Source organism: Microbispora sp. H11081 (assembly GCF_012999535.1).
In the GTDB taxonomy this organism is placed as follows: domain Bacteria; phylum Actinomycetota; class Actinomycetes; order Streptosporangiales; family Streptosporangiaceae; genus Microbispora.
Genome location: NZ_JABBWV010000001.1, coordinates 365,460 through 389,013 on the forward strand (window position 1 = coordinate 365,460; position 23,554 = coordinate 389,013).

Below are 23,554 nucleotides of genomic sequence, written 5' to 3' on the forward strand. Positions count from 1 at the left end.
GGCGGGTCAGCCCTGCTCGGCGTCGCCGGTGACCTGCTCGGCGGCCTCCTCGGGAGACTGCTCCAGGTCCTGCTCGGCCTGGGCCTGCGCGGACGCGGATGCCTTGTCCAGCCGCACCCAGCTCGTGATGCTCTCGATCGCGAACAGCACGAGCAGGTACGCCGTGAGGACGACCGCCACGGGGGTCAGCCATCCGGCGGCGGCGCCCACGCCCAGGATCAGCAGGCGGACCTCCCAGCCGAGCCCGGCCTGGTACAGCCAGGCGGGGGGCCAGATGCCCTGCCGGGTGCGGTAGACGGTGTCGTACGTGTGGTAGCCGATCGCGTAGAGGAGCACGAACAGCAGCCACTTGGGCGTGTCCGCGGCCAGCCCGAGCAGGATGATCGTCGCGAACTCGGCCGCCCGCAACAGCGGGGGAGTGAGCCAGTCGAAGCGGCCCAGGTGGTCGCGGCCCGCGGTGGGGAGGACCAGCACGAGCAGCACGGCGACGGGCACCAGCAGGATCGGGCCGTCGGTGAGCGAGCCCGTGACGGCCAGCGCCACGATCGCGAGCAGCGCCACCACGGTCGCGGGCACGGGCGGCAGCAGCCGGCCCAGGGCGCCCTTCAGCGCGGTGGCGAGCGGGCCGTCGTCGCGGTAGGCGAGCAGGCGCGCGGTCTGGACGCGGCGGCGCTCCTCGTCCGGGTCCGGGAGCGGCGTGGTGGTCTGCGGCTGAGTGATCATGCGAGCGACCTCAGGAGACGTCCGGTGAGGGTGTAGGTGGCCGCGATGCCGCCCCAGACGATCAACGTCAGGAACGTCACCCGGGGGTCGAAGAACGCGGCGGTGATCGCGATCGCCGCGAAGCGCTCACCGATGGGGAACACGATCATCTTGCGGGCCCAGTGGACCGGGCGGAACTTGCCGGCCTTGGTCCAGAGCTTCAGGATTCCGCGCACGCCGGTGCTGCGGCTCGCCCTGCGCTCCTCAAGCGCCTCACGCAGCGGCCGGTCGTCGGCGACGGTCAGGTCCAGCGTGGGCAGCGGCACGGGCGCCTTGCGCCGGTTGGCCGCGCCGAACGAGAAGTCGAGCAGGTGCTTGACCGACTGGAGGGCCAGCGCGACCAGCGCCAGGGTCCAGATGCCCTCGCCATCGCCGAACTGCCCGGACACCGTCGCGCCGACCGCGAGGCCGACGAAGACGGCGTACTCCTTGAACCGGTCGAACGTGGCGTCCAGCCAGGCACCGAGCACGCCGAACTTGCGCGCGTACCGCGCGACCTGCCCGTCCACGCAGTCGAAGACGAACGCGAAGTAGATGAGCACGCCGCCGGCGATCGCCCCCCAGCGGGTGCCGGTCGCGAACGCGCCCGCCGCCAGCAGGCCGAGGGCGATCGAGATCAGCGTCACCTGGTTGGGGGTGAGCCCACGGCGGGCCGCCCAGCGGGCGATGAAGCGCGAGTAGGTGCTGACGAAGAACGTGGTGAAGAAGCCGTCGGCGCCCTTCACCGCGTTGTCGAGCCGGGCCCTGTCCTCGTCGAAACCGGCCATCTCGGCGAGCGCCTCGTCGGCCTCCGCCTGGCTGCGGACACGGCGGAAGAACAGGTCGCGCCGGCCGCGCCGGCCCACCGACACCCCGCGCCGGACGAGGCCGAGCACGAGAAGCTCGGTCACGTCGTCCTCGGGGCCGAACAGGTGGGCCATGTCCGCCAGTTCCCTGGCGACCTCGGCGAGGACCGGAAGGTGCCGCTGGTGGAGGTGGAGCGGCCCGAGCAGCGCCGCGTTCGGCCGGGTCACCGCGTGGTAGGCGGTGCCGACCGAGATGATCCGGCTGCGGCCGATGCGGGTGCGCTGGGGCAGGCCCTCGATGACCTTGTCGCCGATCTCGGGCGCCGCCTCCTCGATGGGCACGAGTTCGGGCGCGGACTCGTCCTCCAGTTCGTCGCGCTGCTCGCGGACGACCAGCGCGATGGCACCGCGCTTGGCCTTGGTGATCTGGTAGAGCAGCTCGTCGTGCACCAGCGAGTCGGCCGGCAGGATCAGCAGGTTCTCCTCGGCGCCCTCGACCACGTCGGCCAGCGCGCGCAGGTCTCCCGCGACGTCCGGGCTCTCCACCACCCGTCCGTACGGCCTGCGGTAGGCGGCGGCGTCCCCCGGCCGGGCGATCGTCGTCGGCTGGGGGTCCATGACGGCGGCCTGCGCGAGCAGCCTGTCGTACGCGGAGGGAGCCCCAGGCAGCGATTTGAGAGTGATGTCCGCGGGCAGGGCGGGCTGGCCGCCGGGCGGCGGGGGACTGATCGGGCCGGGCGGGGCGCCCAGCAGGACCACGCGGGTCATGGCAACCTTTCACGCAACGGGGGGAGATCAGGCCCGCAGGCTTGACCGGCGTGGGGAAGCCCGCCGGAAGCCAAAGCTTAGTGAGCTTTCAGTTGAGCCGATGCATCCCAGGTTTACCGTACGGCCCTGTGATGTACAGCTCGGGGATGGTTTGTCACCGGGCATTGTCGCCGGATCATTACCGAATTTTCACCGTTTGTGTGCATATGCGGGGTCAAGGTCCGCGCCGACGAATGTCCCCGCGGCGCGGTGGGCGCCCGGCCGCGCCCATACGATGGCGGGGTGAGTCTCTACCGGGACGAGGGCGTCGTGCTGCGCACCCAGAAGCTGGGCGAGGCGGACCGCATCATCACCATCCTCACCCGGCGCACGGGCAAGGTCCGCGGCGTGGCCAAGGGAGTGCGCAGGACCATGTCGCGCTTCGGCGCGCGGCTGGAGCCGTTCTCCCACGTCGACCTGCAACTCCACAGCGGCAGGTCGCTCGACGTGATCACCCAGGTCGAGACCCTCCACCCGTACGGCGAGGCGATCGTGGCCGACTACGCCAGGTACACCGCCGGCACCGCGATGCTGGAGACAGCCGACCGGCTGACGGTGGGGGAGAAGGAGCCCGCGCTGCGCCAGTTCCTGCTGCTGGTCGGCGGCCTGCGCACGCTCGCCCAGGACGGCCACGAGGCCCGGCTGGTGCTCGACGCGTTCTTCCTGCGCTCGCTGGCCGTGGCGGGGTACGCACCCGCGCTGTCGGAGTGCGCGCGGTGCGGCGCTGAGGCCGTGCGCGCCTTCGCGATCGTCGCGGGCGGCGTGGTGTGCGGCGCCTGCCGCCCGGCCGGCGCCGCGGTGCCCGCCGCGGAGACGATCGCGCTGATGATCGCCCTGCTGCGCGGCGACTGGGCGACCGCCGACGCCTCCGAGCCCAGGCACCGCGCGGAGTGCAGCGGCCTGGTGGCCGCCTACCTGCAGTGGCACCTTGAGCACGGCATCCGCTCGCTGCGCCACGTCGAGCGCGAATGGCCGGGTCAGCCGGCCCGCGGCGAGGCGAGGATCGTCTGACCCGCCCTCGGTGGCGCCTGCCACCCGGCCGGGCGGGGTCCGCACAGGACCCGCACAGCACTCGCACATGACCCGCACCTCCACCGCGTCTGAGGACAGGTCAGGACGCAATACCCTCGACACATGGTCCGTCCTGTCACTCCACACCCGTCCGGGGCCGTGCCGCCCGCCATCCCGCGCGACCTGCTGCCGCGACATGTGGCGATCGTCATGGACGGCAACGGCCGCTGGGCCAAGACACGCGGGCTGCCCAGGACCGAGGGACACAAGATGGGTGAGGCGTCGCTGTTCGACGTCATCGAGGGCGCCATCGAGCTCGGCATCCCCTACCTGTCGGCGTACGCCTTCTCCACGGAGAACTGGAAGCGCTCGCCCGACGAGGTGCGCTTCCTCATGGGGTTCAACCGCGACGTGATCCGCAGGCGGCGCGACCAGCTCCACGCGATGGGCGTGCGGGTCCGCTGGGCCGGGCGTCCCGGGCGGCTGTGGAAGAGCGTCATCAAGGAGCTCGAGGACGCCGAGCGGATGACGGCGGGCAACAGCACGCTGACCCTGCAGTTCTGCGTGAACTACGGCGGACGCGCGGAGATCGTGGACGCGGCGGTGCGGCTCGCCCGCGACGTCGCCGCCGGCCGGGTCAAGCCGGACAAGGTGACGGAGAAGATCTTCGCCCGCTATCTGGACGAGCCGGAGATCCCGGACGTCGACCTGTTCCTGCGCTCCTCCGGCGAGCAGCGCACCTCCAACTTCCTGCTCTGGCAGTCCGCGTACGCCGAGATGGTCTTCCTCAACCGGCTGTGGCCCGACTTCGACCGCCGGGACCTGTGGCACGCGTGCGAGATCTACGCCAAGCGCGACCGCAGGTACGGCGGCGCCCTGCCCAACGCCGTCTCCGGCGCCGGTGCCGCCGACGGGTACGGCGAGGCGTCCTGACTCAGGAGGCGTCGCGGCGGCGGGCCCGGTACGCCGCGACGTGCATGCGGTTCCCGCAGGTGCGGCTGTCGCAGTAGACCCGGGAGCGGTTCCGCGACTCGTCCACGAAGACATGCCCGCAGTCGGGGGCGGCGCAGGTGCGCAGGCGCTCCCGCTCGTTCTCGACGAGCACGTGGGCGAGCGCGACGCCGCAGTCGGCGGCCAGATGCTCGGCGAGCGACGCGTCCGGCGCGAAGTAGTGGACGTGGAGAGGGTGGCCGTCGTGCTCGGTCAGGCTCGGCGTGATGCGGGTGCGCCGCAGCAGCGTGTTGAGCAGTCCGACCGCCGTCGGCTGGTCCTCGGCGGTGAACACGGCGGTGAACTCCTCGCGCAGGGACCGGACCTCGGCGAGGTCGCGCCCGGTCAGCTCCCTGACTCCGCTGACCTCCCGCCTGCGGACGAACTCCTCCAGGTCGCCGAGTTCGGCCAGCCCGTCGCGCTCGCCGGTGGCGGTGTTGATCAGCTCCACCACCGTCGCCAGCGAATACACCATGTCATGGCTGAACGGCACGCCATCTCCCTCATGTCGCGGCGCAGGAAGCGTACCTCTCGAAAGGCCCGTGCGGGGCGGGTCAGCCCTTTCCCGGCGGCTCTCCGCAGGACTCCGCGCACGAGGAGCAGGTGCCGAAGACCTCCACGGTGTGCGTGACGTCGATGAAGCCGTGCTCGGCCCCGACGACCTCGGCCCAGCGCTCCACGTCGGGCCCGGCCACCTCGACCGTACGGCCGCAGACCCGGCACACCAGGTGGTGGTGGTGGGAGTCGGTCTGACAGGCGCGGTAGACCGACTCGCCCTCGTCGGTGCGCAGCACATCGACCCGGCCGGCGTCGGAGAGCGACTGGAGCGCCCGGTACACGGTCGTCAGGCCGATCTTCGAGCCGACCGAGCGCATCTCGGCGAACACGTCCTGTGCGCTGCGGAACCCCCGGCTCTGCCGGAGGATCTCGTGCACGGCGTCGCGGCTCTTCGTCATCAAGACTCCTGTGTACGGCTTCGCCCTACGACCTACAAGGTTAGGCCGGTTCGCGCTAAATCAGTCCGAAACGGGTGGCGGCGAGGAGGACCAGGAACGTCCCGACCACCACCCGCAGGAGCCGGCCCACCGGGCGCAGGGACGGCCATGACAGGTAGGCCAGCCAGACGATGAACGCGAGCACCGGCAGCACGGCCACGCCGCCCCGCCAGTCCGGCATCACCAGTCCGGCGATCAGGAGGACCACCAGCACCAGCGGGGCGAGCCAGCGGGGCTGCTGGAACAGGAAGACCAGCGGGGTGGCGCTCCGGCGCTCGATCTCCGCGCGCAGCCCGGTCGCGCCGGGCGTGTAGAACTGCTCGCCGGGCGGCAGCGGACGCCGAGCCCGGGAGGACGCCTGGTTCGTCCGGGCGGGGGTCTTCCTCGCCAGCGGATGCGCCGGCACCTCACGGCGCGGCGGTTCTGTTTCGCTTCCCACGCGTTCGAGCCTAGTCCCGCGACCGCCGAAGTTCGCCCGTCCCGTCGGGGTCGTCCGCCCGCGAGCGGACGGGCGCGTCGCCCCTCCCGGTGAGGCGCGGGGGCGGGGTGGCATGCTGGGCGGCATGCTCGCCGTGATCCGTTACTCGGTGCCGGGCGCCCGCGCCGACGAGTTCGCCGCACAGGCGCAGGCCATCCTCGATCTGCTGGCCGCGCAGCCGGGATACCTGCGCGGGCAGATCGGCAGGTCGGTGGACGAGCCGGCCCTGTGGGCCGTGGTCAGCGAGTGGGAGGGCGCGGGCTACTACCGCCGCGCCCTGTCGGCGGCGCGAATGGTCATGTATCCGCTGATGACTCTTATGATCAACGAGCCCAGCGCCTTCGAAGGCGTCTACGCGCTTCCTGACGAGGGGGCGAACGCGGGCGCACCGGGCAAGGCTTGAGCGCGAGGCCGCCGGATTCCCCTAAGCTTGAGCACAGATCCGGGCAGGTGGCCGGACATTCCGCCGCCGCCGGCAGGCGGCCGGCAGGCCCGCCCGCTCAGCGAGCACCGATCAGCGCATCGCTGAACCCGATCCCAACGCCGACACCCAGCCGGATGGAGTTCCACTGATGGCACGTCGCACCGACGTATTGGAAACGATTGTCAGCCTGGCCAAGCGCCGCGGGCTCGTCTTCCCGTCGAGCGAGATCTACGGAGGCCTGCGAGCGTCCTGGGACTACGGCCCCCTCGGTGTCGAGCTCAAGAACAACGTGAAGCGCGAGTGGTGGAAGGCCATGGTGCAGGGCCGCGACGACGTCGTCGGCCTCGACTCCTGCGTCATCCTCGCCCGCGAGGTCTGGCAGGCCAGCGGCCACGTCGACACCTTCACCGACCCGCTCACCGAGTGCCAGTCCTGTCACAAGCGCTACCGCGCCGACCACCTCATCGAGGCGTACGAGGCCAAGCACGGCAGCGAGCCGGCCGGCGGCCTGGCCGACCTCACCTGCCCCAACTGCGGCAACAAGGGCGCCTTCACCCAGCCGAGGCAGTTCAGCGGCCTGCTGAAGACGTTCCTCGGCCCGGTGGAGGACGAGTCCGGCCTGGCGTACCTGCGGCCGGAGACCGCCCAGGGCATCTTCATCAACTACCTGAACGTCCAGCAGTCGGCCCGCAGGAAGATCCCGTTCGGCATCGGCCAGATCGGCAAGTCGTTCCGCAACGAGATCACCCCGGGCAACTTCATCTTCCGCACCCGCGAGTTCGAGCAGATGGAGATGGAGTTCTTCGTCAAGCCGGGCACGGACGAGGAGTGGCACCAGTACTGGATCGACGAGCGCCTGCGCTGGTACGTCGACCTCGGTATCAACAAGGACAACCTCCGGCTCTACGAGCACCCGAAGGAGAAGCTGTCCCACTACTCGAAGCGGACCGTGGACATCGAATACCGCTTCAACTTCGCCGGCGGCGAGTGGGGTGAGCTGGAGGGCATCGCCAACCGCACCGACTTCGACCTCACCGCGCACGGCAAGGCGTCCGGCACCGACCTGTCGTTCTTCGAGCAGGAGTCGGGCGAGCGCTACGTGCCGTACGTCATCGAGCCGGCGGCGGGTGTGGACCGCGCGACGCTGACGTTCCTCGTCGACGCCTACACCGTGGACCAGGCGCCCAACGCCAAGGGCGTGATGGAGGAGCGGACCGTGATGCGCCTCGACCACCGCCTCGCCCCGGTCAAGGTCGCGGTGCTGCCGCTGTCGCGCAACGCCGACCTGTCGCCGAAGGCCCGCGACCTCGCCGCGCGGCTGCGCCGCCGGTGGAACGTCGACTTCGACGACGCGGGGGCCATCGGCCGCCGCTACCGCCGCCAGGACGAGATCGGCACGCCGTTCGCGATCACGGTGGACTTCGACACCCTTGAGGACCAGGCCGTGACGATCCGCGAGCGGGACTCCATGGCCCAGCAGCGGGTCGCGCTCGACCAGGTCGAGTCGTACCTGCGCCAGCACCTCAACGACTAGACGAGCAGGTCACAAGTCGCCCAGGGCGGCCGTCCAGGATCGGACGGCCGCCCAATCACCTTTTGTCGTCATCGGGGTTCCGGTGCCGCTCGGCGGTTCCGAGCAGCGTCGTCAGCTCCTCCACCTCGGGGTGGTTGTCGAGCTGCGCGAACAGCCGGCGGGCCGCGCTCCAGGCCGTACGGGCGCGGTCCGGGTCGGTGGCCGCGTGCAGGGCGCCGAGGAACTTGAGCGCCTGCGCCTCGTGGAAGGGGCTGGCGAGCTCGCGCCAGATCTCGACGGCGGCGACGGTGTGGGCGACGGCGAGGGCATGGTCGCCCTCGGCCTGTTCGAGCTCGCCGAGCGCGCCCAGCGACATGGCCTCCTGGAACCGCGCGCCCCACTGGCGGGCCAGCCGGATGCTCCTGGCGAGCACGTCCCTGCCCCGCGGGTCGCCCAGCTTGACGTAGGTCATGCCGAGGTGCGGCAGGATCGTGATCTCGCCGCTCATGCTGCGGAGCGAACGGGCGAGTGTCACGCCACGTGTGAAGTGCGCCTCCGCCTCGGCGAGACGGCCCTCCTCCCGCCGTACGATGCCGAGCAGGCTGTGGATCCGGCACAGCTGCGACGGGAGGGGCACGTCCTCGGCCAGCCGCAGACTCGCCTCCAGGTGGGCGGCGGCCCTCGTGGGATCTCCGAGGACCCGGTGGCCGTACCCGAGCTGCCACTCGGCCTCGACCTGACCGAGCACGTAACCCGCGTGCCGCGCCTTCGCCAGCGCCGCGTCGAGGTAGGCCACGGCCTTGCCAGGCTCTCCCCGGACCAGGAACGCGGTGCCGGCGAGGATCCGGGCGTCGACCTCGCCGAGGACGTCGCCCGCGCTCTCGAAGAGCCCGGCGGCGGTGAGCGCGTGCTCCAGCGCCTCGTCCTCGGCGTGCCAGGGCCCCATGCGCAGGCACTCGGTGAGGTCGCGCAGCATGAAGGCGCGGCCGCGGTCGTCCCCGGCGCGCTCGCAGGCGCGCAGCGCGATCCGGCTGGTCGACTCCCAGTCGTCGTAGTAGTCGTGCAGCTCGAAGAAGTTGACGGCCGCGTCGGCGAGTTGCCAGCAGAGCGTGTGCGCGCCGAGCGCGGCGGCCTGCTCGACCGCGGCCCGGAGCGCGCCTCTTTCCGCCTCGAACCAGGCGGAGGCGTCGGAGATCTCGACCTGCGGCTCGTACGGCGCGCCTTCGGCCGCGAGGGTGGGGAACACCCGGCCGGGCAGCCGGGTGTCGGCTCGCCTGGCGAGGACCAGCCACCCGCCGAGCGCACGGGTCACGGCCGCGTGGACCACGCCCGGGGCGGCTTCCGCGGCGGCGCGGTCGCGGGCGTGCAGCCGGATCAGGTCGTGGAAGCGGTAGCGGGACTGGCCGGCGGCGTCGGCGCCCGCGACGGCGAGGAGGTCGGCGCCGAGCAACTCGCCGAGAGGGCGCTCGGCCTCCTCGGGGGACGCGCCGAGCACGGCCGCGGCCACCCAGCCGGCGAAGTCCGGGGTGTGCAGCTCGCTGAGCAGGTAGTACAGCCGCCGGGCCGAGGGTGACAGCGCCGTGTAGCTCAACCCGAGCGAGGCCCGCACAGTGAGGTCCCCGACCGAAAGCTCGTCGAGGCGGCGTCGCTCGTCGCGCAGGAGGTCGGCGACGCGGGCGAGTGGCCAGTCGGGGCGGGAGGCCAGCCGCGCGCCCGCGGCCCGGACCGCGAGCGGCAGATGGTCGCAGAGCCGGACGATCTCGGTGGCCTCGCCCGGCGCGGCCCGCACCTGCTCCGGCCCCGTGATCCGGGCAAGCAGCTCGACCGCCTGGGCAGGCCGGAACACGTCCAGGCGCAGGTGCCGCACGCCCGCCAGGCCCGTCAGCCGGGGACGGCCGGTGATCAGCACGCCGCAGGCGCCCGATCCCGGCAGCAAGGGGCCGACCTGGGCTTCTCCGGCCACGTTGTCGATCACGACGAGCATCCGCCTGCCGGCGAGGAGCGACCGGTAGAGGGCCGTGCGGTCGCCGATCGACTCGGGGACGGCGGATCCGCCGACGCCGAGGGCGCGCAGCATCGACTCCAGGGCCCGGTTCACGGCGGCGCGGTCGTCGGTGGCGTGGTGGTCGGCGGCGTGATCGGCGGCGTGATCGGCGGCGGAGAAGCCGACGTAGAGCTGCCCGTCGGGGAACTCGCCCGCGACCAGATGCGCCACGCGCAGGGCGAGGGTGGTCTTGCCCACCCCGCCCATGCCGGAGATCGCGCAGATCGCCGGCGCCTGGCCGCCGCCGGGAGACAGCGCGTCCCTGAGCGTCGCGACCTCGTCGTCCCTGCCGGTGAAGTCGGCGATCGTGGGCGGGAGCTGGCGAGGGATCACGGCGCCTCCGGCCGGCCACTCACCCGCTCTCCCGGGCGGGTCGGTCCGCTCGTCGCCACGGAGGATCGCCTCGTGCGCGCGGCGCAGGACGGGGCTCGGCTCGAGCCCCAGCTCGTCGGCGAGCAGGCCGCGGACGGCGGCGTAGGTCTCCAGGGCCTCGGTCTGCCGGCCGGACCGGTAGAGGGCGAGCATGAGGTGCGCGTGCAGGCCCTCCTGGTAGGGGTGGGACTGCGCCACCGCGCGCAACTCGGCCACCGCCTCCGCGTGCCGGCCGAGGGCCAGCTCGGTCTCCGCCCACCGCTCGTAGACGGTGAGCCGGAGTTGTTCGAGGGACAGCGCCTCCTCCGCGAGCGGGCCGGAATCGAGGAACTCCCCGAACGCGGGCCCCCGCCACAGGTCCAGCGCACGCCGGAAACAGCGACCGGCGGATTCGTGGTCCCGCCTGTCGAGCGCCGCCGACCCCTCCGCCGCGAGCCCTCTGAACCGCGCCGCGTCCACCTCGCCGTGCGCGAGGAGCAGGTATCCGTCCGGCTTGCTCAGCAGTCGCTCCGCGCCCAGCTGGACGCGCAACTGATGGACGTACGACTGGAGGTTGCTGCGGGCAGAGACCGGCGGCCGGTCACCCCACAGCACCGTGGTCAGGAAGTCGCCGGAGACGGTCTGGTCGGCCCGCGCGACGAGACCGGCGAGCAGCGTGCGCAGCTTCCTGGCGCTGCCGACGAAGACGGGCCTGCCGTCGCGGATCACCTGGATCGGGCCCAGGACCTCGAACCGCATCCAGTGTCGCTCCGCCCCGCACAGCCACAGAGATCGCCGGGCCGTGGCGGGCCGCACGGTCATGCTCACTGAGCGGCGCGGCTCGGCGGGCCAGCGTGTTGATCTTAGGTCGTCGCCGCGGCAGGGCGCAAAAGGTCTCCGTTCTGCGCGACGTGACGACTACGTACGGCGATGTAGTGCGGCCATGGCGGCGGTTCGTATGTTTTTGGACATCCTGCGGAATGCATTTCCGAAAGCGCCAAACGCCAGGGAGGTGACCATGGAGAAGCAGAAGAGCGAGCCCAAGAAGCTGGAGCTCAAGGTTCGCAAGCTGGAGAAGATCGAGACGACCAAGCTCCGTGAGGGCAGCGGCTGACCTGGGCCGACGCGCCGGAGCCGATCGAGCGGCGATCGGCTCCGGCGTTTCACGTGACGAAAGAGTGCGCGCATGCGGAAACCTCGTGTCAAACGCGTTCATCTGCCGACCGTCCTCCCCGACGGCCGGATAAGGATCGGCCTCGGTCAATACGGCGTGGCCGCGGAACTGCAGGACGACGCCGAGGGGAACATCGCGCGGATCCTCACCCTCATGGACGGCACCCGCGACGTCGAGCGGATCTGCGCCGACTTCGTGGCGGACAGCCCGGAGTTCGACGGGGAGAACGTCCGCGAGATCGTCGAGGCGCTCGTCGCCGAGGGGTTCGTCGAGGACGCCGGGGCGGCGCCCCCCGCCAACCTCTCCGCACGGGAGCTGGAGAGGTACGAACCGGCCCGCCACTTCTTCTCCTGGGTCGACACCGTGCCCCGGGAGTCGCCGTACACCGTCCAGTCGCGGATCAAGCAGGCCAGGGTGACCGTGCTCGGGGTGGGCGGCACCGGGTCCGCCGTCGCGGCGGGGCTGGTGGCGAGCGGCATCGGCGCCCTGCACGTGGCGGACTTCGACGAGGTCCAGGAGTCCAACCTGACCCGGCAGCTCCTCTACACCGAGCAGGACGTCGGCGGGTCCAAGGTCGAGCGGGCCGTCGCCCGGCTGCGCGCGATGAACGGCCTGGTCACGGTGACGGGCAGCGACGTCAAGGCGACCGGGGCCGACGACGTGGCCGCGTTGATGGCCGGCTGCGACGTGTTCGTGCTCTGCGCGGACGAGCCCCAGCCGGACATCATGCTCTGGACGAACGAGGCGGCGCTGCGTACGGGAACTCCGTGGTTCGTCAGTTTCTACGCCGGGCCGATGGCGGTGGTGGGCTCATTCCACCCCGGCGAGACGGGATGCTGGCTCTGCATGCGCCGTGACGAGGACGCCAGGGAGGGCGCACTGGGGGAGCGCCCGCTCGTCGCCGGGCACGGCCGGCCGAACGCGGTGGTCGCCGCCAGCGCCAACATCAGCGGTCACCTGTGCGCCCTTGAGGTGACGTACCACCTCGGCGGCCTGCGGACCCAGGCGCGCGGACGGATCTTCCACTGGAACTTCGCGGTCTGGGACCACGTCTACGCCCTGGACGTGCCGCGCCACGACGACTGTCCCGCCTGCGGCTCGGTGCGCGGATGACGGTGCGCGGATGACGGAGCCCGTCGCGGTCGGCCCGGCCGGCACGCTCCTGCTGCGCCCGCTCAGCGTCCAGGCGGACGACGACCCGGACAGCGTCATCGTCGGGCGGCCGGAGCTCGGCGAGTTCGTCAGCCTGCCCGCGCTCTACGGCAGGGCGATCGAGCTGCTCGGAGACGGCCTCACAGTCGGCGAGGTCCAGCGCCGGATCGAGGACGAGCACGACGTCGAACTGGACGTCGTGGGGCTCGTGGAGGCGCTCGTCGGCCTCGGCTTCGTCGCACGGCTGGACGGCGCGGACCTGCCGGACCCGGCGGACGCGGCTCCGCCGCCCCACCTGCCCTGGCTGGCGGACCGGCACGTGAGGTGGCTCTTCGGCCGTCCCATGGCGGTGCTCTGCGCGGTCGTGGTCGTCGCGGCGCTCGTCACCCTGGTCGACCGGCCCGATCTGGTGCCCGTCTACCACGACTTCTTCTGGAGCGACTACATCGGGCTCACGACGCTGGTCAACACCGCGATGTTCTCGGTGGTGATCAGCCTGCACGAGCTGATGCACCTGGCGGCCGCGCGGTCTCTCGGCACTCCGGCGCGCATCGGGCTGGGCACCCGTCTGCACAACCTGGTCGTGCAGACGGACGTCACCGCGATCTGGTCGGTGCCGAGGCGCTCGCGTTACCGCGTCTACCTCGCCGGGACCTTCTGCGACCTCTTCCTCCTGGCGGCCCTGCTGCTCGTGCTCGCCCACGCGAACCCGCCGGAGGGGGTCGCTGCGCTCCTGCGGGCCCTCGCGCTGGTCACCATGCTGAGCATGCCGATGGAGCTGCACGTCTACATGCGGACCGACTTCTACTTCGTGCTCGCCGACCTCCTGCGCTGCCGCAACCTGTTCGGCGACGGGCTCGACTACGCGCGCTACCTGCTCCGCCGCGTGGTCGCAGTCGCGAGGCGGGCACGGCCTCCCGCCGACCCGAGCGCCGAACTGTCCGCCCACGAACGGCGGGCGGTGCGGATCTACGCGGTGCTGCTCGTCCCCGCCGCGACGGTCGCCCTCGGCATGTTCGCGATCTACACCCTGCCGATCGTCGCCGGCTCGCTGATCCTGGCGCTGGCCGCCGTCTGGGGCGGCCTGAACGGCGGCCCCGTGCTGCAGGGCGTCGACGGCGGCCTCTTCCTGCTCGTCGAGGGCGGGATCCACACGCTCTTCGTGGTCACCTTCGTCCGGTCGCATCCCCACTGGTTCCGCCGCCGGAGGCCCGGAGCGCCGGCCGTACGGTGACCGGCCGTGTACGCGCGTCGCCCGTGCTCAGTCGCAGCGGGTGCCCTTGGCCGGAACCGTCCCCTCCAGCAGGTACGCGTCGACCTTGTCGTTGATGCACTTGCTCTGGCCGTACGCGCCGTGGCCCTCGCCGTTCAGCGTCAGCAGCACGCCGGTGCGCAGTTGCTCGGTCAGCCGTGGCGCCCACTGGTAGGGCGTGGCCGGGTCGTTCGTGACGCCGACCACCAGGATGGGATTGGACCCGGTGGCGTCGATGTGCCTGGCGGCGTCGTCCCCGCGCACCGGCCAGACGCTGCACGACCCCGCGCTGATCGCGGTCGGCCCGAAGATCGGGGTCTGCTTCTCCAGCCGCCTGGCCAGTTCCTCGCCCTGGGCGACGGAGGGCCGGTCGGTGCTGTCGACGCACAGCACGGAGGGCAGCGAGAACTGCAGGGTCGAGTAGGTGCCGTCCGGCTGCCGCCCGGCGTACTGGTCGGCCAGCGCGAGCAGGCCGTCGAGCTTGCCCTTCCTGCCCTCGTCCAGGGCCTCGGTCAGCAGCGGCCAGGTGAACTTGCTGTAGAGCGCCTGGGTGATGCCGGCCCTGGCGACGTCCTCGGTGACCGGGCGCGAGCCCACCTTGCCCGGCGTGCGGGCGAGGGTGTCGAGGAGCTTCAGCACGGTGGCGTTGGCGGCGGCGGGGTCGGCGCCGAGCGGGCAACTCGTCGGCGTCTTGGCGCAGTCGGCCAGATAGTCCTCGTACGCCTTCTGGAAGCCGAGGGCCTGCGTCTTGGCCATTTCCAGCATGTCGATCGAGGGGTCGACGGCGGAGTCGAGCACCATCCGCCCCACCTTCTTCGGGAACTGCGTGGCGTACACCGCGCCGAGGTGGGTCCCGTAGGAGAAGCCGAGGTAGTTGAGGTTCGGCTCGCCGAGTGCCCCGCGCAGTAGCTCCAGATCGCGTGCCACGTTGACGGTGCCGACATAGGGCAGGATCCAGCCCGCGTTGCGCTCGCACCCCCGGGCGAACTCGGTCACGAGCTTGGTCTCGGTGGCGGTGTTCTCGCTGGGCTCCCTGGTCATGTACTGGTCCATCTGCGGCCCGCTGAGACAGCGGATGCCGCTGCTGCGCTCCACGCCGCGCGGGTCGAAGCTGACCAGGTCGTAGCGGGTGTTGAGGGTGGAGAACGCGTGGGCCGCGTTCATGAGCGTCGTGACGCCCGAGCCGCCCGGCCCGCCGAAGTTGAATACCAGGGAGCCGATCCGCCGGCTCTGGTCGGTGGCGCGCAGCCGGATCAGGGCGATGCCGATCTGCCTGCCCTCCGGCTTGGCGTAGTCGAGCGGCACCTGAAGCGTGGCGCACTCGAAGCCGGAGGAGGAGGCGGTCTCCTCGCACGCCTTCCACTGCAGGGACGGCGTAGCCGTGACGTACTCCTCCGGGACCACCCGCGCGCCGCCGCAGCCGGCGGTCGCCGCCAGCGCGCCGAGCCCCGCCACCGTCGCCGCCACGACCGGCCAGATCCTGCGGGCCGACACCCCTCGCGACACTGAAACCCCTCGTGTTGGACTGTATTCGGAGGGTGTCTCGTTTATATCGCAGACCGGTGCGGTGGTGACGCCGACGCACCGGAACTCCGCCTTACCGGACAATAGTCTAAACCATTTCCGCTCAGCAGGCGATGGGTCTACGCGGAACGCATGGAGACAAATTGGTTTATACCAGTCCGCACCCTCGCGAAGATTGGCCGATCTTTGATTGGATTAGACCTCTGACAGGCCTTCTACCTGCTTAGACGCCATATGTGGTGAAGGGTGATGTTTGGTGCTGCTTTTCCTAGGTACAGTCCCGGTTGCGGGCCGCGTCCGCGGTTTCTTTGAAGTCGGCGAAGGAGCGTCACATGCCCAAGTACGTTTGCGACTTCACCGAGGGCAACAAGGACCTCAAAGACCTCCTCGGTGGTAAGGGCGCCAATCTGGCGGAAATGACCAACATCGGCCTTCCTGTTCCTCCCGGCTTCACGATCACCACCGAGGCGTGCCGTCACTACCTCAGGCACGGCGGCATGCCCGATGGACTGGACGCGGAGATCGGCGAGCACCTCGCCGTCCTGGAGGCGCGGATGGGCAAGCGTCTCGGCCAGTCGGACGACCCGCTGCTCGTCAGCGTGCGTTCGGGGGCCAAGTTCTCGATGCCCGGCATGATGGAGACGGTCCTCAACATCGGCCTCAACGACGACTCGGTGCTCGGGCTGGCCAAGCAGTCGGGCAACGACCGCTTCGCGTGGGACTCCTACCGCCGGCTCATCCAGATGTTCGGCAAGACCGTCCTGGACATCGACGGCGAGCTGTTCGAGGACGCGATGGACGACCTCAAGGCCGGGCGGGAGGACACCGACCTCGACGCCTCCGACCTCCAGCGGCTGGTCGAGACCTTCAAGGACATCGTCCGCGACCGGACGGGCCGCGACTTCCCCGCCGACCCCCGCGAGCAGATGGACCTCGCCGTCAGGGCGGTCTTCGACTCCTGGAACGCCCCGCGCGCGGTCCTCTACCGCCGTCAGGAGCGCATCCCCGCGGACCTCGGCACGGCCGTCAACGTCGTCGCCATGGTGTTCGGCAACCTGGGCGCCGACTCCGGCACCGGTGTCGCCTTCACCCGCGACCCCGGCTCGGGACGCCAGGGCGTCTACGGCGACTACCTGCGCAACGCCCAGGGCGAGGACGTCGTCGCGGGCATCCGCAACACCGTCCCCCTCCAGGAGCTGGAGACCATCAACCCCGCGGCCTACCGCGAGCTCCTCGACATCATGGCGACGCTGGAGCGGCACTACCGCGACCTGTGCGACATCGAGTTCACGATCGAGCGCGGCAAGCTGTGGATGCTGCAGACCCGCGTCGGCAAGCGCACGGCCGAGGCCGCCTTCTGCATCGCGACCCAGCTCGTGGACGAGGGCCTGATCGACATGGACGAGGCCGTGACCCGGGTCACGGGCGACCAGCTCGCCCAGCTCATGTTCCCGCGCTTCGCCGCGACGGAGGGTGGTCGCAGGCTGGCCACCGGCATGAACGCGTCCCCCGGCGCGGCCGTCGGCAAGGCCGTCTTCAGCTCGGAGCGGGCCGTCGAGCTTGCCGGGCAGGGCGAGGCGGTCATCCTGGTGCGGCGGGAGACCAACCCCGACGACCTCGCCGGGATGATCGCGGCCAAGGGCGTGCTCACCTCCAGGGGCGGCAAGACCTCGCACGCCGCGGTGGTGGCGCGCGGCATGGGCAAGACCTGCGTGTGCGGGGCGGAGGAGCTTGAGGTGGACACGCGCGCCCGCCGCTTCACCGCGCCCTGCGGGACCGTCGTGAACGAGGGCGACGTGATCTCGATCGACGGCGGCACCGGCGCCGTCTACCTCGGCGAGGTCCCCGTCACCGCCTCGCCGGTCGCCAAGTACTTCGAGGGCGAGCCGTCCGAGGACGAGCTGGCCGAGGACGAGCTGGTACGGGCCGTCGACCGCATCATGACCCACGCCGACTCCGTGCGCAGGCTCGCCGTACGGGCCAACGCCGACACTCCCGAGGACGCCGCCCGCGCCCGCCGCTACGGCGCGCAGGGCATCGGGCTGTGCCGTACGGAGCACATGTTCCTGGGGGAGCGGCGGCGGCTCGTGGAGGACCTGATCCTGGCCACGACGCCGAAGGAGCGGCAGGTCGCGCTCGAGGCGCTCGAACCGCTTCAGACCGGCGACTTCACCGGCATCCTCACGGCCATGCGCGGGCTGCCGGTGACGATCCGGCTGATCGACCCGCCGCTGCACGAGTTCCTGCCCGACCTCACCGACCTCGCCGTGCGGGTAGCGCTGGCGGGGGACGAGGCGGTCGACAGGGACCGCAGGCTCCTGGAGGCGGTCAAGCGGCTGCACGAGCAGAACCCGATGCTGGGCCTGCGCGGCGTGCGGCTCGGCCTGACGATCCCCGGGCTGTTCGCGATGCAGGTGCGGGCCATCGCCGCCGCGGCCAAACTGGTCAAGGGCGCCCGGGCGGAGATCATGATCCCGCTGGTCGGCGCGGTGCAGGAGCTGGAGATCGTCCGGGAGGAGGCGGAGCGCATCCTCGCCGAGGCGGGCGTGGACGCGGCCATCGGCACGATGATCGAGGTGCCGAGGGCGGCGCTGACGGCCGGGCAGATCGCCGAGGCCGCGGAGTTCTTCTCGTTCGGCACCAACGACCTCACCCAGATGGCCTGGGGCTTCTCCCGCGACGACGTGGAGAGCGCCTTCTTCGGCAAATACCTCGACCTGGGCGTCTTCGGCGTCTCGCCGTTCGAGTCGATCGACCGTGAGGGCGTCGGACGCCTCATGCGGATCGCGGTAGAGGAGGGCAGGCGGACCCGGCCGGGCCTCAAGATCGGCATCTGCGGTGAGCACGGCGGCGACCCCGCCTCGATCCACTTCTGCCAGGAGATCGGGCTCGACTACGTCTCCTGCTCGCCGTTCCGGATCCCGGTGGCGCGGCTGGAGGCCGGCCGCGCGGCGCTGACCTGCGCGGAATCGGACACCCGATGAGTTGAAATTCCACAGAATATCCGGACTGGTTGTGGAATGACCAGGTCGGAGGACGGGTGTTTCACCGGGTCGCGCGACACGGCCCGGTGACCGTTGAAGCCGCCCGCCTGAGTGATCACTCTACGTACCTACCGCAAGGAAGGACGTGGAGTGAGAATACGTCGCCGCCCGCCGGCGCTCGCGATCGCCGCGGCGCTGTTGTGCATCCTGCCCGCGCTGCTCGCGGCCGCCCCCATGCCGTCGGCCGTACCACCGCTGACCCCGCGGGAGGCCGCCGGGCAGGCCCCGGCGGGCCGGGCGGACGAGCCTTCGTCGTCGAGGCAGTACCAGGTGGACGGCCCGGCCACCGTCGCGCAGCGCAACGCGGTGGCCCGCACGGGGGCCGCGATCGACGAGGTGCACGGCCGGAGCCTGGTCGTCACCGCGACGCTCCAGGAGGCCGACGCCATCCGCCGGCTCGGGTTCCGGATCACCGAACTGCCGCCCCCGGCCGAGACGGGCGGCCCGCAGACCTTCGACTTCCCCACGGGAGACTCCGGCTACCACAACCACGCCGAGCTCAGCGCGCTGGTGGACCAGGTCGTCGCCGCGCACCCCGCGATCGCCCGCAGGTTCAGCTACGGCCGCTCGTACGAGGGCCGCGACCTCATGGGCGTCAAGATCAGCGACAACGTCGCCACCGACGAGAACGAGCCGGAGGTGCTGTTCACCGCGCACCAGCACGCGCGCGAGCACCTCACCGTCGAGATGGCGATCTACCTGCTGCGCCTGTTCACCGACAACTACGGCGGCGACGCCCAGATCACCGATCTGGTGAACACGCGGGAGATCTGGATCCTGCCCGACCTCAACCCCGACGGCGGCGAGTACGACGTCGCCACCGGCTCCTACCGGTCCTGGCGCAAGAACCGCCAGCCCAACTCCGGGACCTCCAGCGTCGGCACCGACCTCAACCGCAACTGGGGTTACCGCTGGGGCTGCTGCGGCGGCTCGTCGAGCACGCCGTCCAGCGAGACCTACCGCGGCGCCGCCGCGGAATCGGCCCCGGAGGTGCGGGCGGTGGCCGACTTCGTACGCGGCCGGGTGGTCGGCGGCGTCCAGCAGATCAAGGCCGCCATCGACTGGCACACCTACAGCGAACTCGTCCTGTGGCCGTACGGGTACACGACGGCCGACACCGGCCCCGGCATGACGCAGGACGACAGGGACGCGCACGCCGCGCTCGGCCGGAGCATGGCGGCCACCAACGGCTACACCGCCGAGCAGTCGAGCGACCTCTATGTCACCGACGGCTCGATCGACGACTGGCTGTGGGGCACCTACAAGATCTTCACGTACACGTTCGAGATGTATCCCAAGGGGAGCAGCCCCGGCTTCTACCCGCCCGACGAGGTGATCGACAGGGAGACCTCGCGCAACCGGGTCGCCGCGCTGCTGCTCGTCCAGAACGCCGACTGCGTCTACCGCGTCATCGGCAAGGAGTCGGCGTACTGCGGCACCGGCACGCCGCCCACCGTCGTCTACTCCGACACCTTCGAGACCGCGACCGGCTGGACGGTGAACGCGGCGGGCACGGACACCGCCACCTCGGGCGCGTGGGAGCGCGCCGACCCCGCCGCGACCTCCTCCAGCGGGGCCAAGCAGCTCGGCACCACGGTCAGCGGGACCTACGACCTGGTCACCGGCGCCGCCGCCGGGACGAGCGCGGGGGACCGCGACGTCGACGGGGGAGTGACCACGGTCACGTCGCCGCCGATCACGCTGCCCGCCTCGGGGACGCTCACGCTGTCGTTGTCCTGGTATCTCGCCCACGGGTCCAACTCCTCCGCGGCCGACTATTTCCGGGTGAAGGTGATCGGCGGCACGACCGGCACGGTCTTCGAGCAACTCGGCGCGGCCACCGACAGGGACGCCGCGTGGAGCGTCGCCACCGCGTCGCTGACCGGGTTCGCCGGCCAGACCGTGCGGATCCAGTTCGAGGCGGCCGACCTCGCGACCGCAAGCCTCGTGGAGGCCGCCGTCGACGACGTGCGGATCACCAGGAGCTAGACCGGTCACCGGGAGCCGGACCGGGGTCAGGCCCACTCCCAGCGGATGCCGCGGACACCGGGCCGGGCCCCGGTGTCCACCACGTGGGCGGTCCCGAACGCGTCGACGCGCAGTTCGCCGGCGTCGCGGGGCCGCGCCGCCGGGTCCGGCGACCAGGTGTGGAAACACCGCACGGGCAGCCGCCCGTCAGTGAACCGCACCTGCACCAGATGCTGCTCGACCGGGTCCCGCAGGCGCCGGTCGTACCTGTCGGCCGCGGCGACGTCGGTCACGTACTCCACGACGTGGGTCTCGCCGGTCGCGAGCGGGTGCGGGAAGATCAGCTCGGTCAGGAGCCCGGAGCCGTCGTCTCCGCCCCTGCCCGGCCGGCACCCCCGGGTGCGCAGCAGCCGGGTGCCGGGCGGATGGGTGACCTCGTACCTGTCCACACCCGGCGCGGCGGCCCGCAGCACGACGCGGGCGCTCACGCGGTGCCGCAGGCCCGCGCTCACCACCGCCTGCTCGTGGTGGCTGAGCACGGTGAGCGTCTCCGGCCGCCGCCCACGCGGGCGGGGCGGCCCGAGCAGGCCGATCAGGGCGTACTCGGGCAGCGACAAGATGACCTCGAGCTCCCTGACCGCCGCCAGGGAGGCGGCGCGCTCGGGCCGGGACCGGCCGCGCTGCCAGTAGCTGAGGCTGGACATGCTGACCTCGAAGCCCCGCTCGCGCAGCCGCGAGTGCAGGCGGTCGAGGCTCAGGCCCCGCGTGCGGATGGCGGCCCGCAGGGCGCGCTCGAAGGGCCCGGACCTGAGGACCTCCGCGAGCTCGTCGTCCACCACCAGGGATCCTCCCCGGAAGCGCCAGAGCGGCAGAAGCCGAGTATCGCCCGCGGCCGTTCACCGGACAAGAGGGCAATCTCCCATCGGACAACCAGATCTGTCGTGAAACCCGACCTTCGCGGGTAGGCTCCATTCCCCGCCGCCACGGGGCTCGCCACAGGAAAGGAGGACGCATGGCCCGCTACGACGAGCACGACCAGGCGCGGTGGGTGCCGGAGCCCCCGGGCAACCCCGAGCGGAGCGCGTTCGAGCGCGACAGGGCACGCGTGCTCCACAGCGCCTCGCTGCGCAGGCTCGCCGCGAAGACGCAGGTGGTGGCCCCCGCCGACTGCACCGGCCTGCACAGCCCCCGTACGCGGCTCACCCACTCGCTGGAGTGCGCGCAGATCGGCAGGGAGATGGGCAAGGTCCTCGGCTGCGACCCCGACCTGGTGGAGACCGCCTGCCTCGCCCACGACCTCGGGCATCCCCCGTTCGGCCACAACGGGGAGGCCGCCCTCGACGAACTGGCGGCGCCGTGCGGCGGGTTCCAGGGCAACGCGCAGAACCTGCGCCTGCTCACCCGGCTGGAGGCCAAGGTGATCACCGAGGACGGCCGCAGCGCCGGGCTCAACCTCACCCGGGCGACGCTCGACTCGGTGTGCAAATATCCCTGGGCCGGGTCCTCCTGCCGGATCCCCGGCGTCCCGCTCGCCCGGGAGGGCCAGCCGTACTGCGTCTACCCCGACGACCTGCCGGTCTTCCAGTGGGTGCGGGAGGGCGCGCCCGACTACGCGGTCGGCTTCGAGGCGCAGGTCATGGACTGGGCCGACGACGTGGCGTACTCGGTGCACGACCTGGAGGACGCGCTGACGTGCGGTCACGTCACCATGGACGCGCTGCGCGATCCGGAGGAGCGGCTGGAGGTGTGCCGTCTGACCAAGGAGTGGTACGCGCCCGACGCCGCTATCGAGGAGCTGTCGGAGACCTTCGCCCGGCTGATCGCCGAGCCGCTGTGGCCGGCCGCCTATGACGCCGGGCCCGCCGACCTCGCCGCGCTCAAGCGGCTCACCAGCGCGCTCATCGGCAGGCTGTGCCGCTCGGCGCAGGACGCCACCCGCGAGGCGTACGGCTGCCGCCCCGCCCCGGCCGCACGCGGCGCCGCGCCCGGGCGGTACGGCGCGCATCTCGTGGTGCCGAGGCCGACCAGGCTGGAGTGCGCGCTGCTCAAGGGCGTGACGGCCTGCTACGTGATGTCGCGGGAGGACCACCACGCCGTCCAGGCCCGCCAGCGGGAGATCATCGCCGAGCTGGGCGACCTCATCCTGCGGGGCGCCCCGGCGACCCTGGAGCCCGCCCTGCGCCCGCAGTTCGAGCAGGCCGCCGACGACGCGGGACGGCTGCGCGCGGTGGTCGACCAGATCGCCTCGCTCACCGACGCCTCGGCCATGGGCTGGCACCGGCGCCTTTCCGCGGCCACGCACCGCCTCAGGGCCGGCTGACCCGCCGGGGCCGCCCTCAGGAGCCGGTTCGCGGGGCACTCTCGGGCTGACCCGTGTGGCAGCCTCGGGGGTGACTCGCGTGGCCGCCTCAGGGCCGGCCCGCTCGCCGCGCCACCTCCGCCGCCGTGCGCACGAAGGCGGCCAGCGCCCGCGACCGCGCGTCCTGTGGCCAGGCCAGGACCAGCGTCGTCGGCGGCGCGTCGGTCACGGGCACGCCGACGAGGTCGTGACGCAGGTTCCCCCGGATCGACTGGGGGACGACCGCCACGGCCCGGCCGAGCGCGACGAGATGCATGAGCTGGCCGCTCTCGGCGATCCGGAAGGAGCCCTCGGGGACGGCCCCGGGCCACCGCGGCAGCGGCTCGCCGTCGAGGTCCGCCATCGACAGCTCCGCGCGCCCGGCGAGCCGGTGTCCCCGGGGCAGCACCGCCACCTGGCTCTCCACCAGGAGCTCCTCGACCGCCAGACCGGTCAGATCCTCGCGCGGAGCGTGCAGCAGGGCGGCGTCGGCCCGGCCGTCCCGCACCATCGCGCCCCGCTCCAGGGCGTTGAAGACGATGTCGACGGGCACCGCGCCCGGCGTGGCCGCGTACGCCGCGAGGATCTCCGGCAGCAGGTCGGCGTCCCCGCCCGGTTTGGCGGCGAGCACGAGCGAGGGCGCGTGGCGGCCGGCCCGCCGGGTCCTGCGCACGGCCGCCGACACCGCGGCGAGCGCGGCCTGCCCCTCCCGCAGCAGCGTCTCGCCCGCTTCCGTCAGCTCCACCGTGCGGTGGTCGCGATCGAGCAGCCGCACCCCGAGGCGGCGTTCGAGCTGCTGGATCGCCCGCGACAGCGGCGGTTGCGCGATGCCGAGCCGCCGGGCCGCCCGCCCGAAGTGCAGCTCCTCGGCCACCGCCACGAAATAGGTCAGCTCACGCGTCTCCACGGTGTCGTCACCGGGTGTCATACCGCCAAGGTATC

General features: G+C 71.8%; 18 protein-coding genes. 9 read left to right on the forward strand and 9 right to left on the reverse strand.

Annotation, left to right across the window (positions count from 1 at the left end):
- Nucleotides 1-6: 6 nt before the first annotated feature.
- Both HHX31_RS34915 and HHX31_RS34920 read right to left on the reverse strand, forming a co-directional pair.
- Nucleotides 7-723, reverse strand: coding sequence for a DUF5941 domain-containing protein (locus HHX31_RS34915; RefSeq protein WP_169944340.1), 717 nt, complete (start codon nucleotides 721-723; stop codon nucleotides 7-9).
- Entirely contained in the window at nucleotides 720-2,315 is a 1,596-nt protein-coding gene (locus HHX31_RS34920; RefSeq protein ID WP_169944342.1) for a CDP-alcohol phosphatidyltransferase family protein, read from the reverse strand. Before HHX31_RS34920 ends, HHX31_RS34915 begins: the two co-directional genes overlap by 4 nt.
- A gap of 282 nt (nucleotides 2,316-2,597) precedes the next feature.
- Here HHX31_RS34920 and recO point away from each other — a divergent pair, with 282 nt between their 5' ends.
- Nucleotides 2,598-3,365 carry a DNA repair protein RecO gene (recO, locus tag HHX31_RS01580; protein WP_169944344.1) on the forward strand — a complete coding sequence of 256 codons (768 nt, stop codon included), beginning with the start codon at nucleotides 2,598-2,600 and terminating at the stop codon, nucleotides 3,363-3,365.
- Between the two features lie 123 nt (nucleotides 3,366-3,488).
- Entirely contained in the window at nucleotides 3,489-4,298 is an 810-nt protein-coding gene (locus HHX31_RS01585; RefSeq protein ID WP_169944346.1) for an isoprenyl transferase, read from the forward strand.
- A 1-nt stretch (nucleotide 4,299) separates the two neighbouring features.
- Here the strand turns inward: HHX31_RS01585 and HHX31_RS01590 are convergent, their stop codons facing one another.
- From HHX31_RS01590 to HHX31_RS01600, 3 genes are all read right to left on the reverse strand, one after another.
- Nucleotides 4,300-4,848: a CGNR zinc finger domain-containing protein gene (locus HHX31_RS01590; protein ID WP_311931128.1), complete on the reverse strand. Its 549-nt coding sequence runs from the start codon at nucleotides 4,846-4,848 to the stop codon at nucleotides 4,300-4,302.
- Between the two features lie 61 nt (nucleotides 4,849-4,909).
- Nucleotides 4,910-5,311, reverse strand: a complete 402-nt coding sequence (locus tag HHX31_RS01595; protein WP_169944348.1) for a Fur family transcriptional regulator — start codon at nucleotides 5,309-5,311, stop codon at nucleotides 4,910-4,912.
- Between the two features lie 55 nt (nucleotides 5,312-5,366).
- Nucleotides 5,367-5,789 (reverse strand): DUF6703 family protein, encoded by a 423-nt coding sequence (locus HHX31_RS01600; RefSeq protein ID WP_311931131.1) that lies wholly within the window; start codon nucleotides 5,787-5,789, stop codon nucleotides 5,367-5,369.
- A 124-nt stretch (nucleotides 5,790-5,913) separates the two neighbouring features.
- On the opposite strand from HHX31_RS01600, the gene HHX31_RS01605 reads away from it, so the two are divergent.
- Together HHX31_RS01605 and HHX31_RS01610 are read left to right on the forward strand one after the other, a co-directional pair.
- Nucleotides 5,914-6,231, forward strand: coding sequence for an antibiotic biosynthesis monooxygenase (locus HHX31_RS01605; protein WP_169944350.1), 318 nt, complete (start codon nucleotides 5,914-5,916; stop codon nucleotides 6,229-6,231).
- A gap of 169 nt (nucleotides 6,232-6,400) precedes the next feature.
- A complete protein-coding gene (locus HHX31_RS01610) occupies nucleotides 6,401-7,786 on the forward strand; it encodes a glycine--tRNA ligase (protein ID WP_169944352.1) in 1,386 nt (461 codons plus the stop codon).
- Nucleotides 7,787-7,841: 55 nt separating this feature from the next.
- On the opposite strand, the gene HHX31_RS01615 is transcribed toward HHX31_RS01610, so the two are convergent.
- A complete protein-coding gene (locus tag HHX31_RS01615) occupies nucleotides 7,842-10,919 on the reverse strand; it encodes a BTAD domain-containing putative transcriptional regulator (protein WP_169944354.1) in 3,078 nt (1,025 codons plus the stop codon).
- 427 nt (nucleotides 10,920-11,346) lie between these two features.
- Here HHX31_RS01615 and HHX31_RS01620 point away from each other — a divergent pair, with 427 nt between their 5' ends.
- Entirely contained in the window at nucleotides 11,347-12,447 is a 1,101-nt protein-coding gene (locus tag HHX31_RS01620) for a ThiF family adenylyltransferase (protein WP_169944356.1), read from the forward strand.
- Nucleotides 12,448-12,457: 10 nt separating this feature from the next.
- The gene (locus HHX31_RS01625; RefSeq protein ID WP_169944358.1) at nucleotides 12,458-13,720 is read left to right on the forward strand and encodes a hypothetical protein; all 1,263 of its coding nucleotides are present in this window, start codon (nucleotides 12,458-12,460) and stop codon (nucleotides 13,718-13,720) included.
- 27 nt (nucleotides 13,721-13,747) lie between these two features.
- Here HHX31_RS01625 and HHX31_RS01630 read toward each other — a convergent pair whose 3' ends face one another.
- The gene (locus HHX31_RS01630; RefSeq protein WP_311931133.1) at nucleotides 13,748-15,244 is read right to left on the reverse strand and encodes an alpha/beta hydrolase; all 1,497 of its coding nucleotides are present in this window, start codon (nucleotides 15,242-15,244) and stop codon (nucleotides 13,748-13,750) included.
- A 350-nt stretch (nucleotides 15,245-15,594) separates the two neighbouring features.
- Between HHX31_RS01630 and ppdK the strand changes: the two genes are divergently transcribed.
- The gene (ppdK, locus tag HHX31_RS01635; protein WP_169944359.1) at nucleotides 15,595-18,246 is read left to right on the forward strand and encodes a pyruvate, phosphate dikinase; all 2,652 of its coding nucleotides are present in this window, start codon (nucleotides 15,595-15,597) and stop codon (nucleotides 18,244-18,246) included.
- Nucleotides 18,247-18,396: 150 nt separating this feature from the next.
- Nucleotides 18,397-20,295: a M14 family zinc carboxypeptidase gene (locus HHX31_RS01640; protein ID WP_311931136.1), complete on the forward strand. Its 1,899-nt coding sequence runs from the start codon at nucleotides 18,397-18,399 to the stop codon at nucleotides 20,293-20,295.
- A 26-nt stretch (nucleotides 20,296-20,321) separates the two neighbouring features.
- On the opposite strand, the gene HHX31_RS01645 is transcribed toward HHX31_RS01640, so the two are convergent.
- On the reverse strand, nucleotides 20,322-21,113 hold the full coding sequence (locus HHX31_RS01645) for a hypothetical protein (protein ID WP_311931138.1): 792 nt from the start codon (nucleotides 21,111-21,113) through the stop codon (nucleotides 20,322-20,324).
- 173 nt (nucleotides 21,114-21,286) lie between these two features.
- On the opposite strand from HHX31_RS01645, the gene HHX31_RS01650 reads away from it, so the two are divergent.
- Nucleotides 21,287-22,594 carry a deoxyguanosinetriphosphate triphosphohydrolase gene (locus HHX31_RS01650; RefSeq protein WP_169944360.1) on the forward strand — a complete coding sequence of 436 codons (1,308 nt, stop codon included), beginning with the start codon at nucleotides 21,287-21,289 and terminating at the stop codon, nucleotides 22,592-22,594.
- 88 nt (nucleotides 22,595-22,682) lie between these two features.
- On the opposite strand, the gene HHX31_RS01655 is transcribed toward HHX31_RS01650, so the two are convergent.
- A complete protein-coding gene (locus HHX31_RS01655; RefSeq protein ID WP_169944362.1) occupies nucleotides 22,683-23,540 on the reverse strand; it encodes a LysR family transcriptional regulator in 858 nt (285 codons plus the stop codon).
- Between the last annotated feature and the right edge of the window lie 14 nt (nucleotides 23,541-23,554).